The organism is Pseudomonas sp. yb_5, from assembly GCF_043103865.1.
Taxonomy (GTDB): domain Bacteria; phylum Pseudomonadota; class Gammaproteobacteria; order Pseudomonadales; family Pseudomonadaceae; genus Aquipseudomonas; species Aquipseudomonas putida_Y.
Window position 1 is genome coordinate 1 of the sequence record NZ_JBICKE010000142.1, and the last position, 15,913, is coordinate 15,913.

18 protein-coding genes are annotated in these 15,913 nt (G+C 62.1%); 10 read left to right on the forward strand and 8 right to left on the reverse strand.

All coding sequences use genetic code 11. The annotated features are described in order from the left end of the window. Nucleotides 1–265: 265 nt before the first annotated feature. Together rhtA and ACF8GF_RS24845 are read left to right on the forward strand one after the other, a co-directional pair. Nucleotides 266–1,153 (forward strand): threonine/homoserine exporter RhtA, encoded by an 888-nt coding sequence (gene rhtA, locus ACF8GF_RS24840; RefSeq protein WP_176684929.1) that lies wholly within the window; start codon nucleotides 266–268, stop codon nucleotides 1,151–1,153. 191 nt (nucleotides 1,154–1,344) lie between these two features. After that, nucleotides 1,345–1,626 (forward strand): hypothetical protein, encoded by a 282-nt coding sequence (locus tag ACF8GF_RS24845; protein WP_176684928.1) that lies wholly within the window; start codon nucleotides 1,345–1,347, stop codon nucleotides 1,624–1,626. Between the two features lie 39 nt (nucleotides 1,627–1,665). Here ACF8GF_RS24845 and ACF8GF_RS24850 read toward each other — a convergent pair whose 3' ends face one another. The 3 genes from ACF8GF_RS24850 to ACF8GF_RS24860 form a co-directional block, all read right to left on the reverse strand. Next, nucleotides 1,666–3,474: an aminopeptidase P family protein gene (locus ACF8GF_RS24850; protein WP_392488708.1), complete on the reverse strand. Its 1,809-nt coding sequence runs from the start codon at nucleotides 3,472–3,474 to the stop codon at nucleotides 1,666–1,668. A gap of 217 nt (nucleotides 3,475–3,691) precedes the next feature. Next, on the reverse strand, nucleotides 3,692–4,072 hold the full coding sequence (locus ACF8GF_RS24855; RefSeq protein WP_176684926.1) for an antibiotic biosynthesis monooxygenase: 381 nt from the start codon (nucleotides 4,070–4,072) through the stop codon (nucleotides 3,692–3,694). Nucleotides 4,073–4,153: 81 nt separating this feature from the next. Then, a complete protein-coding gene (locus ACF8GF_RS24860; RefSeq protein ID WP_176684925.1) occupies nucleotides 4,154–5,146 on the reverse strand; it encodes a GlxA family transcriptional regulator in 993 nt (330 codons plus the stop codon). Between the two features lie 82 nt (nucleotides 5,147–5,228). Between ACF8GF_RS24860 and ACF8GF_RS24865 the strand changes: the two genes are divergently transcribed. Further along, nucleotides 5,229–5,777, forward strand: a complete 549-nt coding sequence (locus tag ACF8GF_RS24865) for a cysteine hydrolase family protein (RefSeq protein WP_176684924.1) — start codon at nucleotides 5,229–5,231, stop codon at nucleotides 5,775–5,777. Nucleotides 5,778–5,825: 48 nt separating this feature from the next. Here ACF8GF_RS24865 and ACF8GF_RS24870 read toward each other — a convergent pair whose 3' ends face one another. Continuing rightward, on the reverse strand, nucleotides 5,826–6,389 hold the full coding sequence (locus ACF8GF_RS24870) for a helix-turn-helix domain-containing protein (protein ID WP_176684923.1): 564 nt from the start codon (nucleotides 6,387–6,389) through the stop codon (nucleotides 5,826–5,828). Between the two features lie 84 nt (nucleotides 6,390–6,473). On the opposite strand from ACF8GF_RS24870, the gene ACF8GF_RS24875 reads away from it, so the two are divergent. The 7 genes from ACF8GF_RS24875 to ACF8GF_RS24905 all read left to right on the forward strand — a co-directional run bounded on the left by ACF8GF_RS24875 (nucleotide 6,474) and on the right by ACF8GF_RS24905 (nucleotide 13,632). Next, a complete protein-coding gene (locus ACF8GF_RS24875) occupies nucleotides 6,474–7,424 on the forward strand; it encodes a DMT family transporter (RefSeq protein WP_176684922.1) in 951 nt (316 codons plus the stop codon). Nucleotides 7,425–7,574: 150 nt separating this feature from the next. Beyond that, entirely contained in the window at nucleotides 7,575–10,490 is a 2,916-nt protein-coding gene (locus ACF8GF_RS24880; protein ID WP_176684921.1) for a monovalent cation/H+ antiporter subunit A, read from the forward strand. Next, on the forward strand, nucleotides 10,490–10,834 hold the full coding sequence (locus ACF8GF_RS24885) for a Na+/H+ antiporter subunit C (protein WP_003250128.1): 345 nt from the start codon (nucleotides 10,490–10,492) through the stop codon (nucleotides 10,832–10,834). The genes ACF8GF_RS24880 and ACF8GF_RS24885 overlap by 1 nt, the downstream gene beginning before the upstream one ends. Further along, nucleotides 10,831–12,510: a monovalent cation/H+ antiporter subunit D gene (locus ACF8GF_RS24890; protein WP_176684920.1), complete on the forward strand. Its 1,680-nt coding sequence runs from the start codon at nucleotides 10,831–10,833 to the stop codon at nucleotides 12,508–12,510. The genes ACF8GF_RS24885 and ACF8GF_RS24890 overlap by 4 nt, the downstream gene beginning before the upstream one ends. Further along, nucleotides 12,507–12,995 (forward strand): Na+/H+ antiporter subunit E, encoded by a 489-nt coding sequence (locus tag ACF8GF_RS24895; RefSeq protein WP_209964800.1) that lies wholly within the window; start codon nucleotides 12,507–12,509, stop codon nucleotides 12,993–12,995. Before ACF8GF_RS24890 ends, ACF8GF_RS24895 begins: the two co-directional genes overlap by 4 nt. After that, nucleotides 12,992–13,270: a K+/H+ antiporter subunit F gene (locus ACF8GF_RS24900; RefSeq protein ID WP_021783192.1), complete on the forward strand. Its 279-nt coding sequence runs from the start codon at nucleotides 12,992–12,994 to the stop codon at nucleotides 13,268–13,270. The genes ACF8GF_RS24895 and ACF8GF_RS24900 overlap by 4 nt, the downstream gene beginning before the upstream one ends. Then, a complete protein-coding gene (locus ACF8GF_RS24905) occupies nucleotides 13,267–13,632 on the forward strand; it encodes a Na+/H+ antiporter subunit G (protein ID WP_003250107.1) in 366 nt (121 codons plus the stop codon). The genes ACF8GF_RS24900 and ACF8GF_RS24905 overlap by 4 nt, the downstream gene beginning before the upstream one ends. Before the next feature lie 12 nt (nucleotides 13,633–13,644). On the opposite strand, the gene ACF8GF_RS24910 is transcribed toward ACF8GF_RS24905, so the two are convergent. The 4 genes from ACF8GF_RS24910 to ACF8GF_RS24925 form a co-directional block, all read right to left on the reverse strand. Continuing rightward, nucleotides 13,645–13,857 carry a hypothetical protein gene (locus ACF8GF_RS24910; protein ID WP_176684918.1) on the reverse strand — a complete coding sequence of 71 codons (213 nt, stop codon included), beginning with the start codon at nucleotides 13,855–13,857 and terminating at the stop codon, nucleotides 13,645–13,647. Further along, nucleotides 13,854–14,324, reverse strand: coding sequence for a hypothetical protein (locus tag ACF8GF_RS24915; protein WP_003250101.1), 471 nt, complete (start codon nucleotides 14,322–14,324; stop codon nucleotides 13,854–13,856). The genes ACF8GF_RS24910 and ACF8GF_RS24915 overlap by 4 nt, the downstream gene beginning before the upstream one ends. 345 nt (nucleotides 14,325–14,669) lie before the next feature. Then, on the reverse strand, nucleotides 14,670–14,864 hold the full coding sequence (locus ACF8GF_RS24920) for a hypothetical protein (RefSeq protein WP_012271507.1): 195 nt from the start codon (nucleotides 14,862–14,864) through the stop codon (nucleotides 14,670–14,672). A 179-nt stretch (nucleotides 14,865–15,043) separates the two neighbouring features. After that, nucleotides 15,044–15,448: a TraR/DksA family transcriptional regulator gene (locus tag ACF8GF_RS24925; RefSeq protein WP_003250099.1), complete on the reverse strand. Its 405-nt coding sequence runs from the start codon at nucleotides 15,446–15,448 to the stop codon at nucleotides 15,044–15,046. Nucleotides 15,449–15,913 lie beyond the last annotated feature (465 nt).

Sequence of the window (15,913 nt, forward strand, 5' to 3'; positions counted from 1 at the left end):
TTCCTCAGAGCCTGTCAAGCGTTTATTTTGAAGTTTTTTGCGAGAAACTCGTTTCACTTCAAACACTTGACTCAACACAGTCGCTAGCCTTGCTTCGCTACCGCGTTGGAGTGGTGCGCATTATAGGGAGGCTATCGATAAGGTCAACCTTTAATTTCAATGAGTTGAAATATTTCTGCCAAACCCGCTTGAGGGCTACCACCCACCCCACCAATTGCGCACTATATTGCTCACCACCTCCCCACCCAAGGATTGCCGCACTTAAATGAACACCCAGCCCCGCAGCCTGGCCGCCACCCTTTTCCCGATCGGCCTACTGCTTATCGCCATGGCATCGATTCAGTCCGGCGCCTCTCTGGCCAAAAGCATGTTCCCGATCATCGGCGCACAAGGCACCACCGCCCTGCGCCTGATTTTCGCCAGCATCATCATGCTGCTTATATTGCGCCCGTGGCGGGTACGCATGACCGCCAACACGTTGCGCAACGTGGTCATCTACGGCATGGCGCTGGGTGGCATGAACTTCCTCTTTTATATGGCCTTGCAGACAGTACCGATCGGTATCGCCGTCGCCCTGGAATTCACTGGCCCGTTGGCCGTGGCGATCTTCTCCTCGCGGCGACCGATCGATTTCCTGTGGATTGCCCTGGCCATCGCCGGCCTGCTGCTGTTACTGCCGGCAGGCCACAGCGGCCAGGCACTCGACCCACTGGGCGCCGCCTATGCGCTGGGTGCGGGGGCATGCTGGGCACTGTACATCCTGTTCGGACAACGTGCAGGGGCCGAGCACGGCATCCAGAGCGCGGCCCTGGGGGTGGTAGTTGCGGCCCTGTTCGTCGCCCCCATCGGCATCGCCCACGCCGGTAGCGCCCTGCTCACACCTGCAGTGATCCCCATGGCGTTGGCGGTTGCAATACTGTCCACCGCGCTGCCATACAGCCTGGAAATGGTTGCCCTCACGCGAATTCCGGCGCGCACGTTCGGCACCCTGATGAGCATCGAACCGGCATTTGGCGCATTGTCCGGCCTGCTGTTCCTTGGCGAAGTGCTGACGCTTACTCAATGGCTGGCAATTCTGGCAATCATTACCGCCTCGGTCGGCACCACCCTGTCCATGCGCAAGGCGCCCAGCCCGGCGATCGCAGCAGACTGATATGAGAAATATTTTCATTTGAGAAAGGATTAGTGATTGTAGCAGCCCGTCTCGCTGATTAAGCTGTCACAGAATCATCATCTTTACGCTATCTACTGGGCCGAACACGGACGCTGGGGAAGGTTCAGGAAGAACCGAAGCGACAACGACAGGGTCGTGACAAATGATTTGCCCTGCATTTAAGGACAGGAATGAAACGAATTTTTCTCATCCTGGCCATCTTGGCTATTGCTGGATGTGCCGCCACAGCCAAGACCGAGGTCAAAAGGGGCAAGAAGGGCCTGCATATCAATTGCTCCGGCCTTTCTTCCTCATGGGACAATTGCTACAGCAAGGCCGCAAGCTCCTGCAGCACGCGCGGCTACCGGGTCATTGCACGCTCGGGCGATAGCGATGAGGAAGCCGGTGACTACTTGTTCGGCATAAACCCTGCAGGTTACACCAGCCGTAGCATGATCATCATCTGTAAATAGAGAAAAGGGCAGCTCGCAAACTGCCCTTTTTCATCTGCGTTACAGCGGTGCGGTACGCACCTCCAACCAAGCTAGCGCATCCCCTTGTAGCAAGGGTGCCAGGCGCTCACGCACGCGGGCGTGATAGCTGTTCAGCCACTCCACCTCTTCCTTGGTCAGCAACTCGGGCAACAGACAGCGGGTGTCGATAGGGCACAGGGTCAAGGTCTCGAATTGCAGGAAGTCACCGAAGGCACTCTTTCCTGCTTCGCGGTTGACCACCAGGTTCTCGATGCGTACTCCCCACTGCCCCGGGCGGTACGTACCCGGCTCGATCGAGCTGATCATGCCCGCTTGCATCGCCGTCTGCGGTGCAGGTGCCGCCTGGTAGGCGATCACTTGAGGCCCCTCATGCACGTTCATGAAGTAGCCCACCCCGTGGCCGGTACCATGGCCATAATCGACCTGGTCAGCCCAGATCGGCGCCCGGGCAATAGCGTCGAGCAACGGCGACAGCACCCCCCGCGGGAACGTGGCACGCGACAGGGCAATCATGCCCTTGAGCACACGGGTGCAGTCCTGCTTCTGTGCCTGGCTGGGACTACCGACCGGCACCATGCGGGTGATGTCGGTAGTGCCGCCCAGGTATTGACCGCCCGAGTCGATCAGCAGCAAGCCATTACCCTCGATGAGCGCATGCGACTGCTCGGTGGCACGGTAGTGTGGCATCGCGCCATTGCCATTGAAGGCGGCGATGGTAGAAAAGCTCAGCGACACGAAGTTCGGGCGCCGAGCACGCGCGGCGCTCAATTGCTCGTCAACCGTCAGCTCGGTAATGACCTCCCGGCCGAGGTTCGCCTCGAACCAGGCGAAAAACTCGCACAAGGCTGCGCCGTCCTGCTCCATGACCTGGCGAATGTGCACCAGGTCGTCGTCACCCTTGCAAGACTTGCTCAGCGTGGTGGGGTTGGGCCCCTCGACAAGCACCACCTCTGCCGCCAGGCTGTCCAGCAGGCCGCAGGTGACCCGGGCCGGATCCACCAGCAGCCGCGCCCCCGCGGGAACGGTGCCTAGCGCCTTGCCTGCTTCACTGTAGTCACGCACCTCGATGCCGTCGACCTCCAGCACCTGACGCAGGTGCGCGTCCACCTTGTCCTGGCCCACGAACAGGATGGCCTGCTGCTGATTGATCAGGGCAAAGGCCAGGAAAACCGGATTGTAGGAGACATCGCTTCCGCGCAGGTTGAACAGCCAGGCAATGTCATCCAGGGTCGCGATGAAGTGCCAGTCGGCCCCCTTGGCCTGGATGCCCTGGCGCAATTGCGCGAGCTTTTCCGCCCGGCTCACCGTGGCGTGTGGCGGCAAGTGCTGGTACACCGGGTTACCTGGCAGCGCCGGGCGCCCATCCCAGACCTGACCCAGCAGGTCCATGTCAGTCACCAGCTGCGCTCCACGCGCCTTCAGCCGCTCACCCAGCTGGCGCGCCGAAGCCAGGGCCATGACCGCACCATCCACTGCCACGCGACCGTTGGGCACGACGTTTTCGCCCAACCATTCCAGCGCCCCGGGTTTGCCCGGCAACAGTTTCATCAGTTCGATGCCGCTGCCCGCCAGCTCCTGAGCCGCCTGCTCCCAGTACCGGCTATCGACCCACAGCCCGGCAAACCCGGGGGTGACCACCAACGTACCGACCGAGCCCTGAAACCCCGAAAGCCACTGACGCCCCTGCCAGTAACCGGGCAGGTATTCGGAAAGATGGGGATCGGCAGAGGGTACCAGCAAGGCATCGATGCCCTCTGCCGCCATGACTTGGCGCACGTGCACCAGTCGCTGCGGCACGCTTTGCTCAAGGGTCGTCTGGACGTTCATGCGCTCTCCTGCGGCTTCATAACGGTTTATCCAATAGACCGATAATGGAACAGCCGCCATAGCGCTGCAATCGCGACGACCAAGATACGGCATGCATTGCCCGCCACGCCCTGTGCCAATAGGACACTTCCTACAACGGGGCAAGGATCATTGATCAAGTTCCGCTGAACGCCCCAGGACGAAGACTTCACATGCAGCACAATCATTGCACACAGCGCTACGCACCTTGGTATGCCTGAGGCCCGCCCACCTGGCAATGCAGGACGCCATCGTCACCGCGCACCAGGCTGCGCAGGGCCTGGTAGGCGGCGAAGTTGATGCTTCGTGCCTGATGCTTGCCCAGCAGGTCGAGAAACGACGCCTCGACGAAGTGCACGGCTGCCGCAGCCCAGGCCTGGCGTGACTGCCATTGCAGGTATTGCAACACCCGGCTGCCATCGTCGCTGGCCTGGATACTCACACCCTGTAGCCCTTCGCAACGCTCAGCCAACGCTTCACTACGCACCACCAGGGCCTGGGCCAATGCCTGCTGGTACATACTGGGCACTTCGTATTCGATCATCTGGGTGAACCACAAGGCATGAGGTTTTGCCAACATCGACAGTCTCCTGGCTACGGACGCATGCAGCGCGATGCCGTGCAGGGTAAAACCTCAAGCAAAGTCAAGGTCAAGCGGTTTCTACAGACCCTGGCCGGACACCGCAAACCGTCGCCGATAGTCACTCGGGGTAAGGCCGGTGACACGCTGGAACACCTTGCGAAACGCGCCCGGATCCTGGTATCCGACTCCCCACGCAATCTGTTCGACGTTGCGCCGGGTGAACTCCAGTAAACGGCACGCCCGCCCAACCCTCACCTGCTGGCAATACTCGGTCGGGCGCAGCCCGGTGGCTGCACGAAAGCGCCGCAAGAAAGTGCGCTCCTCCAGCCCCGCGCAGGCAGCCATCGCGGCCAGGTCGGCATCCTGCCCGCCATTGCCCTGCAACCAGTGTTGCACCTTCAACACGGCCTCGTCGCCGTGGTCCAGGCGCGGGTTGAATACAGCTCCGGGCAGCAGCGCCGCAACCGGATCGACGGCCAGATAGCGGGCGGTCTCCTGTGCCACCGTAGTCCCCACAAAGCGCTCCAGCAGACGCAATCCCAGGTCGGTCCAGGCCATCAAACCTGCCGAGGTCACGATGTCGCCGTCATCCAGCAACGGCTGCTGGGTTTCTACCCGCACCTTGGGGAAACGCTGGGCAAGCGCCTGCACATAGTTCCAGTGGGTGCAGGCCGGGCGCCCGTCGAGCAAACCGCTGGCGGCAATGAAAAATACGCCGATGCATACCGACGCCAGCACCGTACCACGCCCGTGCAGCAGGCACAGCGGCACGCGGTGACGCTCGAGCAACGCGGCCTGCGGAGCTGACTCCAGGCTTGGTGGAATGATCAGTACGCGCAGGCTCGGCGCGGTGATAGATGAACCATCCGACGCTGCCAACAACTGCCCCGTCTCATCTGCCTGCCAGCAAGTGACGCGAATGTGCGGCAGTTCGACGGCCCCCAGTTCAGCCGCAACCCGGTTGGCCACAAGGAACAGGTCGGCCAGCCCATGCACGGCAGCGCGCTGCACGCCGGGGTACAGCAGCAAGCCGATATCCAGGTAGGCTGAGGTGTCAGTTTTTGCCCGCATAGTGTCGTTCGCGCCAATCCTCAGGTGAGTAAACACAGCCTATAACTAACGTCTCTCGACGACTACTGCCACAGGAGGCAGCATGAGCAAGCAGGCACTGATCATCATCGACATCCAGAACGACTACTTCCCGGGCGGCAAATGGACCCTCGATGGTGCCGACCAGGCGGCCGACAACGCTGCCCGCCTGCTGGCAGCAGCACGCCAGCGCGGCGACCTGATAGTGCATGTGCGGCATGAGTTCGACACTGCCGATGCGCCATTCTTTACCCCCGGTTCGCAGGGTGCAGCCATCCACGCCAAGGTCGAGCCATTACCGGGCGAACCGGTGGTGCTCAAGCACAAGGTCAATGCCTTCCTCGGCACCGATCTCGAGCACACGCTGGACCGGCATGGCGTCGAGGCGCTGACCATCGTCGGCAGCATGAGCCACATGTGCATTGACGCCGCCACCCGGGCTGCGGCCGATCTGGGCTATCAAGTGACCGTGGCGCACGATGCCTGCGCAACCCTGCCACTGGCATTCGACGGCAAGCAGGTGCCGGCGGCTCATGTACATGACTCGGCGATGGCGGCGTTGGCGTTTGCCTATGCCAATGTGGTGAAGACCGATGATCTGCTGAAAAACTGATCGGCTTGAGACCTTTGGGGCCGCACAGCAGCCCCAACACCTGCACACTCAAATCACCACATTGCGCACAAACCGCACAGCCGCCACGCCATCGTTGCGGTAGGCATACCGGCAATTGCTGGGGAACACATGGAACCGCCCCGCCTGCAAGCGATGCTCGACATCTTCGATGATAAGCGTCAGTTGCCCATCGACCACATAAATCTGCTCACTCCAGCCTTCGGCATCGGCCTCACTGCAATAGCACTCCCCCGGTGCCAGGGTCCATTCCCAAAGTTCCACCTCGCGCCTTGCCGGGCTGCTACCCAGCAACACCGCTCTGCTCTGGGGGTGTTCACCAGCCCAGGCCAGTTCTTCAATGCGCCCGGGGTCGCGCAGGTCTGGCGCCTGGATCAGGGTACTGAAGGCCACGCCCAAGGCTTCGGCAATCAGGTCCAATGTGGTCAGGCTGACATTCTTCTCGCCCGCCTCGATCGCGACCAGCATGCGCCGGCTGACCCCTGAACGCTCGGCGAGCGCCGCCTGACTCAAGCCGGCGGCGTTGCGCAGACTGCGCACATTGAGGCTGACATGTTGCAGCACCGATGCCCGGTGCGAAGAATCCTTGTGCACTATATTGCTCACTGATCAGGATTGCGCAGTATACTGCCCACTTTTGCGGCGATTGTGCGCCGCCCTTTCCGAGTGTGCAAGACCATGAACCAGCCCAGCAGCAAGCCTACCCCTGCCGTCACCTTCCGCCTGAGCAAGGCCGAACTGGTGTTGGTATTCATCACCATGTTGTGGGGCGGCACTTTCCTGTTGGTGCACAACGTGATGACCGTCAGCGGCCCGATGTTCTTCGTCGGCCTACGCTTCGCGGCAGCCGCGCTGTTCGTTGGCGTGGTCTCGGCGCGAGCGCTGCCCGGCCTTACCTTCACCGAACTGAAGGCAGGCATGCTGATCGGCGTGTCGATCATGCTCGGCTATGGCCTGCAGACCATGGGCCTGCAAACCATTAGCAGCAGCCAGTCAGCGTTCATCACTGCGCTGTACGTGCCGTTCGTGCCGCTGCTGCAGTGGTTGGTGCTGGGGCGGCGGCCTGGCCTGATGCCCAGCATGGGTATCTGCCTGGCTTTCATCGGCCTGATGCTGCTGGCTGGCCCGGAAGGGGGCAGCCTGCGTTTCAGCGAGGGCGAGCTGGTCACCTTGGTCAGTGCCGTGGCCATCGCCGGTGAAATTATTCTGATCAGCCGCTACGCCGGCCAGGTCGATGTGCGCCGGGTTACCGTGGTGCAACTTGCCACCGCATCGTTGCTGGCGTTTCTGATGATCGTGCCGACCCAGGAGCGCATCCCCGACTTTTCCTGGCTGTTGCTGGCCAGCGCAGTCGGCCTGGGCGCAATGAGTGCGGTGATCCAAGTGGCGATGAACTGGGCACAGAAGTCGGTTTCGCCTACTCGCGCCACGCTCATCTATGCCGGTGAACCGGTGTGGGCCGGCATCGTTGGGCGCCTGGCTGGCGAGCGCCTGCCGGGTGTGGCGCTGCTCGGCGGCCTGCTGATCGTGGTCGCGGTGGTGGTCAGTGAACTCAAGGTGCGGCGCCCTCGCGAAACGGTCGAAGCACGCGATGTGCAGCATCAAGGCGAACGCCAGGCCGGGCTGTAAAGCGGTCAACAGCGGCCATTCTTTGTAAAAAGCTGTTATAAAAAAACCGCTTGTCACAGCCTGTTTGTAGGATCCTGCGACAGCTTGCGTGTTGGTGATAAACACCTCGGCACGTATGATTCTTTGCAAACTTCTCCAGAATAGGCCGCTATGTCCTTGATAGTGCTATTGCTTCTGCCGTTCGTGGGCAGTTGCCTGGCAGCTGTGCTGCCGCACAACGCACGTAACGCCGAGTCCATTCTTGCCGGGCTCGTAGCCCTGGTCGGTACCGTCCAGGTAGCACTTCTGTACCCTCAGATTGCCCATGGTGGCGTCATTCGCGAAGAGTTCCTGTGGCTTCCCAGCCTGGGAATGAACCTGGTGTTGCGCATGGACGGCTTTGCCTGGCTGTTCTCGTTGCTGGTACTGGGCATTGGCGCTCTGGTGTCGCTGTATGCCCGCTATTACATGTCACCGCAAGATCCGGTACCACGCTTCTTCGCGTTCTTCCTGGCCTTCATGGGGGCCATGCTCGGCCTGGTCATCTCCGGCAACCTGATCCAACTGGTGTTCTTCTGGGAACTGACCAGCCTGTTCTCCTTCCTGCTGATCGGCTACTGGCACCACCGCGCCGACGCCCGTCGTGGCGCCTACATGGCGCTGATGGTAACCGGTGCAGGCGGCTTGTGCCTGCTGGTAGGGGCCCTGCTGCTCGGCCATGTGGTCGGCAGCTATGACCTGGACAAGGTCCTGGCTGCCGGGCATATCATCCGCCAGCATGCGCTTTACCCGGTGCTGCTGCCCCTGATCCTCATTGGCGCACTGACCAAGAGCGCACAGTTCCCCTTCCAGTTCTGGCTGCCCCACGCCATGGCAGCGCCCACACCGGTGTCGGCCTACTTGCACTCTGCAACCATGGTCAAGGCCGGGGTGTTCCTGCTGGCACGCCTGTGGCCGGTACTTTCCGGTAGCGAGGAGTGGTTCTGGATCGTCGGCGGTGCCGGCGCCCTCACCCTGCTGCTCGGCGCTTTCGCCGCCATGTTCCAAAATGACCTCAAGGGCTTGCTGGCCTATTCGACCATCAGCCACCTGGGCCTGATTACCCTGCTACTGGGCCTTAACAGCCCGCTGGCTGCCGTCGCCGCGGTATTCCACATCCTCAACCATGCCACCTTCAAGGCCTCGCTGTTCATGGCCGCCGGCATCATCGACCATGAGAGCGGCACCCGTGACATTCGCCGCCTCAGCGGCCTGATCCGCCTGGTGCCCTACACCGCGACCCTGGCCATGGTCGCCAGCGCCTCAATGGCCGGCGTGCCGCTGATGAACGGCTTCCTGTCGAAAGAAATGTTCTTCGCCGAAACGGTGTTCATCAGTTCCACTGCCTGGGTCGAGGCCACGCTGCCGGTAATCGCCACTCTGGCCGGCACCTTTAGCGTGGCGTATGCCCTGCGTTTTACCGTCGATGTGTTCTTCGGGCCGACGGCCCAGGACCTGCCCCATACCCCGCACGAGCCGCCACGCTGGATGCGTGCTCCGGTGGAGCTGCTGGTGCTCACGTGCCTGGTAGTGGGCATCTTCCCCACCCAGTCGGTCGGCCCCCTGCTGGCCGCTGCGGCCCTGCCGGTGGTTGGCGGTACCCTGCCGGAATACAGCCTGGCCATCTGGCATGGCTGGAACGCGCCGATGATCATGAGCCTGGTAGCCATGAGCGGCGGCATCGTCCTGTACCTGTTGCTGCGCAAGCAACTGCGCCTGGGCCGCTTCCCCTACCCGCCGGTGATCGAGCGCTTCAATGGCAAGCGACTGTTCGAGCACGGCCAGGTTCACCTGATGCTGCTGGCGCGTCGCATCGAGCGCGTGCTCACCACCCGGCGACTGCAGTCGCAGCTGTTCATGCTGGTATTCGCCGCGTTCCTCGCGGGCCTCACGCCGATGCTGTATAGCGGCCTGAGCTGGGGTGATCGCCCGAAGATTCCGGGTTCGGGCGTGTTCGTCGCCCTGTGGCTGATCGCCATTGCCTGCGCCATCGGCGCCGCTTACCAGGCCAAGTACCACCGCCTGGCGGCACTGATCATGGTCAGCGTCTGCGGCCTGATGACCTGCATCACCTTCGTCTGGTTCTCTGCGCCCGACCTGGCACTGACCCAGTTGGTGGTGGAAGTGGTCACCACCGTGCTGATTCTGCTTGGCCTGCGCTGGCTGCCACGGCGTATCGAAGGCGTATCGCCGCTGCCTGGCAGCCTGGAGCGCGCGCGCATGCGCCGCCTGCGCGACTTGCTGCTGGCCGTGCTGGTGGGTGGCGGCATGGCCGTGCTGTCGTACGCCATGCTGACCCGACCGACGCCCAACGACATTTCCTCGTTCTACTTGAGCCGGGCATTGCCTCAGGGCGGCGGCACCAATGTGGTCAATGTCATGCTGGTCGACTTCCGCGGCTTCGATACCCTGGGTGAAATCACCGTATTGGTGGCTGTGGCCCTGACGGTGTTCGCCCTGCTACGGCGCTTCCGTCCTCCGAAAGAGAGCATGCAACTGCCAGCGCAACAACGTCAGTTGGCGCCGGACGTAGTCACCGACCTGATCAACCCGCGGCATGCCACCGATACCGCACTGGGCTTCATGATGGTGCCTGCAGCGCTGGTGCGCCTGCTGCTGCCGATCGCCTTGCTGGTGTCCATGTATCTGTTCATGCGTGGGCACAACCAGCCCGGTGGCGGTTTTGTCGCTGGCCTGGTGATGTCGGTGGCATTCATCCTCCAGTACATGGTGGCCGGCACCCAGTGGGTCGAGGCGCAGATGAGCCTGCGGCCGCTGCGCTGGATGGGAACCGGGCTGCTGTGCGCGACCCTGACCGGGGTCGGCGCCATGCTGCTGGGTTACCCGTTCCTCACCACTCATACCGCCCACTTGCACCTGCCGTTGCTGGGTGATGTGCACGTGGCCAGCGCGCTGTTCTTCGATATCGGCGTATACACCGTTGTGGTCGGCTCGACCCTGCTGATCCTCACGGCCCTGGCGCACCAGTCGGTGCGCGCCTATCGCCCGGGCAACCCGGCAAAAACCAGCCAAGCAGGAGCCGCCTGATGGAAGAAGTGATTGCAGTCGCCATCGGCGTACTGGCTGCCTCCGGGGTGTGGCTGATCCTGCGCCCGCGCACCTATCAGGTGATCATGGGCCTGTGTCTGCTTTCGTACGGGGTCAACCTGTTCATCTTCAGCATGGGCAGCCTGTTCATCGGCAAGGAACCGATCATCAAGGATGGCGTTACCCAGGACCTGTTGCATTACACCGACCCGCTGCCACAGGCACTGGTGCTCACCGCCATCGTCATCAGTTTCGCCATGACCGCGCTGTTCCTCGTGGTGCTGCTGGCTTCGCGCGGCCTGACCGGTACCGACCACGTGGATGGCCGGGAGCGTGACGAATGAGTGGTATGAGCCAACTGATTGTCGCCCCCATCCTGCTGCCGCTGATTACAGCGGCGATAATGTTGCTGCTGGGTGAAAAGCACAGGCATATCAAGGCCAGGCTTAACCTGCTGTCAACATTCACCGGCCTGGCAATCGCGGTCTCTCTGCTGCTGTGGGTGCGCACCCAGGGCCAGGCAGCCTCGATCGGCGTGTACCTGCCGGGCAACTGGCCAGCGCCGTTTGGCATCGTGCTGGTGGTGGACCACCTGTCCGCGCTCTTGCTGAGCCTGACCGGGGTCATCGGCTTCAGCGCCCTGCTGTTTGCCCGGGCCCGCTGGGACGGTGCAGGGGCCAGCTTCCATGCACTGTTCCAGATCCAGCTGATGGGCCTGTACGGCGCCTTCCTTACCGCCGACCTGTTCAACCTGTTCGTCTTCTTCGAAGTGCTGCTGGCCGCCTCCTATGGCTTGCTGCTGCATGGTTCGGGGCGGGCGCGGGTGCGCGCCGGCCTGCACTACATCGCCATCAACCTGTTTGCCTCGTCGCTGTTCCTGATCGGCGCAGCGATGCTGTATGGCGTGACCGGCACCCTGAACATGGCCGACCTGGCGCTGAAGGTTCCACTGGTACCGGAGGCCGACCGTGGCCTGCTGCATGCCGGCGCGGCAATCCTGGCCGTGGCCTTCCTGGTCAAGGCCGGCATCTGGCCGCTGAACTTCTGGCTGGTGCCAGCTTACGCGTCAGCCAGCGCGCCGGTGGCTGCACTGTTCGCCATCATGACCAAAGTCGGCCTGTACGCCGTGCTGCGCCTGTGGACGCTGCTGTTCTCCGGGCAGGCCGGGGCCTCGGCGCATTTCGGCGGTGAATGGCTGGTTTACGGCGGCCTGGTCACCCTGGCGGTGGCAGCGGTATCGATCCTGGCGGCACAGCGCCTGGAGCGGATGGCGGCACTCAGTATCCTGGTCTCGGCCGGCACCCTGCTTGGCGCGGTGGGTTTTGCCCAGGCGGCACTGACCGGCGCGGCGCTGTTCTACCTGGTCAACTCGACCCTTGCGCTGTGCGCACTGTTCCTGCTCGCCGAACTGGTCGAGCGCTCGCGCTCGGCCAATGAAGCGCCGCTGGACGAAGAAGAGGACGCCATGCCGCCGCCACTGGAATCGCTGCACCCGCCCAAGGGTATCAACCTCGACGATGAACAGCAGGTGGTAATCGGCCAGATCATCCCGTGGACCATGGCCTTCCTCGGGCTCAGCTTCATCGCCTGCGCACTGCTGATCATCGGCATGCCGCCGCTGTCGGGCTTTGTCGGCAAGCTCAACCTGATCAGCGCGCTGTTCAATCCACTGGGCCTGGGCGTGCCGGCCGAGCAGCCGCTGAGTGCCGCCGGCTGGGGCCTGGTGGCGTTGCTGATCCTGTCCGGCATGGCCTCGCTGATCGCCTTCGGCCGCGTCGGTATCCAGCGATTCTGGAAGCCCGAAGAGCGCCCGTCACCGGTGCTGCGGCGCTATGAATGCCTACCCATCGTCATCCTGCTCGGCCTGTGCCTCATCCTCAGCCTCAAGGCCGAGCCGTTGCTGCGCTACACCCAGGACACTGCCGCCAGCCTGCAGGCCCCCGATGCCTATATCGAAGCCGTGATGGCCGCCCGGCCGATTCCTGGCCCCACCTCGCGCGACGTACAGGTGCAGCCATGAACCGACTGTTCCCCGCCCCGCTGCTATCGGTCTCGCTGTTCGGCCTGTGGCTGCTGCTGAACCTCTCGGTCAGCCCCGGCAACCTGCTGCTGGGCGCCGCACTTGGCATACTGGCGCCACTGTTGATGGCCCCCCTGCGCCCGCAGCATGCCCACGTACGGCGTCCCCTGGTCATCGCCAGGCTGATCGGTCGGGTCGGCATCGATGTGGTCATCTCCAACCTGCTGGTGGCCCGCGGTGTGCTGCGGGCCGGCAAGCAGCCGCCACGCTCGGCGTTCGTTCACGTACCACTGGCATTGCGTGACCCCCACGGCCTGGCAGCGCTGTCGATGATCACCACGGTGGTGCCTGGCACAGTCTGGTCCGAACTGGCACTGGACCGCAGTGTGCTGTTGGTGCATGTGTTTGAGCTGGACGATGAAGCGGCCTTCATACAGCACTTCAAGGACACTTACGAACGCCCGCTGATGGAGATTTTCCAATGACAGGCCTGCTCGCCAACGCCGTCCTCGCCAGCCTGTTCATCTTCGCCCTGGCCATGGGCCTGACGCTGATCCGGCTGTTCCGTGGCCCGTCCGCCCAAGACCGCGTGCTGGCCCTGGACTACCTGTACATCCTGGCCATGCTCACCATGCTGGTGCTGGGTATCCGTTATGCCAGTGACACCTACTTCGAAGGTGCCCTGCTGATTGCGCTGTTTGGTTTCGTCGGCTCGTTTGCCTTGGCCAAGTTTCTGCTGCGCGGAGAGGTGATCGAATGACTGAAGCCCTGGTACTGCCGTTCTGGCTGGAACTGGTCACGGCCGCGCTACTGCTCACCGGCAGCCTGTTCGCCCTGGTCGGCGCTATAGGCCTGGTACGCCTGAAAGACTACTTCCAGCGCATGCACCCGCCAGCGCTGGCCTCGACCCTTGGTGCATGGTGCGTTGCACTGGCCTCGATCATCTACTTTTCGTGGCTCAAGGGCACCCCTGTGCTGCACGCGTGGCTGATTCCTATCCTGCTGTCGATCACCGTGCCGATAACCACGCTGTTGCTGGCGCGGGCGGCGCTGTTTCGCAAGCGCATGTCGAAAGAGCCGGTGCCTGAAGAAGTCAGCAGTGGCCGAGACCGTGGCAATTGAAGGTTTGCCGTCTCAACCTTGGCTGAGGCGCTGCAACTCGCGCCGGACCATGGCGGCATACGGCGGCGGGCTGAGGCGATAGAGCTCAGCCGCCACCCAGTTCAACCAGGCGCTTTGCAGCTTCTCACGCCCGGCCAGCAAACGTTCTGCCTCAGCCACGGCATCTGCCTGGTGCTGCCGATGAAACTCGGCCCGCGAGGCCGGTGCGTCGTCAGTTTTGGTCATTCACTGGCCTTGAAGGTGGTCAGTTCACCCTTGCGCCATTTGGCGACCTTGCCAGTCACTGCTTTAAGCAACTTGCCCAGGCCTTCCTGCACTTGCTGCTGCGCGGCGAATACCAGCATCACGCCATGGCCTTCACGAAACACGATGCCCTCGCCTTCCGGCACAGAAACGAAGGCGTAGTCGCCCACGCCATACACATTCAACTTGATTTCGCGAAAACGCATTTCCAGCTTGCCACCTTCGCGGCTAGGCAATACGGCAGCACGGAAGTGGTCGCCGACTTTCAATTCAAGGCGCTGCTTGTCATCGACCACCAGGGCACTCTCGGTGTCGATTTCGGCCATGTACAAGCCTTCGGGACTCTGTTCGGTGACATAGATGAAGCGGCCCTGAAACAGTTGGGCCAATTTACCGCGCAAGTCGCCCAGGGCGAACAACGCATGCGTATCAAGTGTGCTGACTGCCAATGAAGTAATCCTCAACCGGTTACAACCCGCCCTCACCCAAGCTCGGGGAGGCACGGCCATTTCTTATCGATAGGCAAAAAGAGTAATAAAGCGATATGCGAAATGTCTGTGCTCGCTGACGATGCAGCGTGCAGGAATCTTTACTCTGGTTTGCCAGATTCGCCCTCAACCGAAGGCGTTTGGCTCATTCCCGGCTTGGGAAGCGTGATGCCTGAAATCACTCGCCAGAAAACGCAACCAATGGCGTGAGCCTGCAAGAGGACAAGCCCTGGCATCCATGTGCGCATTACTGTAGGACAAATATGCCCGAAAACACCGAAACCCGTCGAGAGGCAATAAACATTTTCAGGCAGCCAGTCCTTTCTTCAGTTGCTGCTGCCAGGCAGCCTGGCACTCAAGCGCTTCTTCGCGCGTGGCGAAGGCGGTGCCGCGGCGCTCGCCATTGACCAGCACTACCCAGCAAATACGCTTGCCCAGCGCCTGCAAGGTGGCCGGCACACCCGACCCTATCATCACAGCCACATCGACTCGGCTATTCATCATTCCCTCCGGAATTTAATTAGCACCCTAACGATAAAGCCATGATACGCCTGACAGTGGCGCGGAAACAGCACATCCTGGTACAGCAGTGTTTCTTATGGCGCAACAAAAACGGTATCGACGAGAAACGCAAAAAGCCCCTGGGATTTGCTCCGAGGGGCTTGGCACCGCGCGTGGATTTATACCTGGCGCTGGTGGCGATCGAGCTGCTCGTGGCGCTCCTGGGCTTCGATGCAGTACTTGGTGGTCGGGCTGATCAGCAAGCGCTTCAGGCCGATGGGCTCACCACTGTCATCGCACCAGCCGAAGCTTTCGTCGGCAATACGGTCCAGGGCCATTTCCAGCTGTGGCAGCAGGCGCTGGTCGCGGTCGATGGCATTTACCAGCCAGCTACGTTCTTCTTCGACCGACGCCACGTCGGCAGGGTCAGACGGGGTGTCCAGGCCTTCGATGGTGGTGCGGCTGAGCTCGATGCGTTCATGGGTTTCGACTTTCATCGCCTGCAGCAGCTCAGTAAAGAAGGCAAGCTGGTCGGCGTTCATGTAGTCATCGGCCGACATGGCCAGCAACTGTTCCTTGGTCATCGATTTCTCTATGAAAAAATGTGCATTTGGGCGATTCATGTGCCGCCGATGCCTATGCATCGCCAGCGGAATTCTTCAAGCGCCAACCGGCACTCTTTTACAGGGGGCGGCAGTCTAAGGCGCCACGCCGCGTGGAGCAACTGCAAATGGGTGCGAATTTGCTTCCACTGCTGACAATCCGCCGGTCGGCACCCCAGCTCAGCTGCTGGGCCAGTAGTAAACTGAGATTCTATGCCCATCCACCTGCTGTTGCCGTTGCCGTTGCCGTTGATCTTGATCTTGATCTTGATCTTCGCGACTTCAGGAGGCCGAACGCAGGCCTTGCGGAGGCAGGTGACGGGCATGGATGCCCGTCAAGCGCTGAGGCCCCAGGATGGGGCCTTCGGCGCGGCCCTGCCGGGAGCAAGGCCGGAGTGAGGGGACCCCGGAGCGCAGCGCAGGGGCCGGATGATGGGAGCGCAGCGT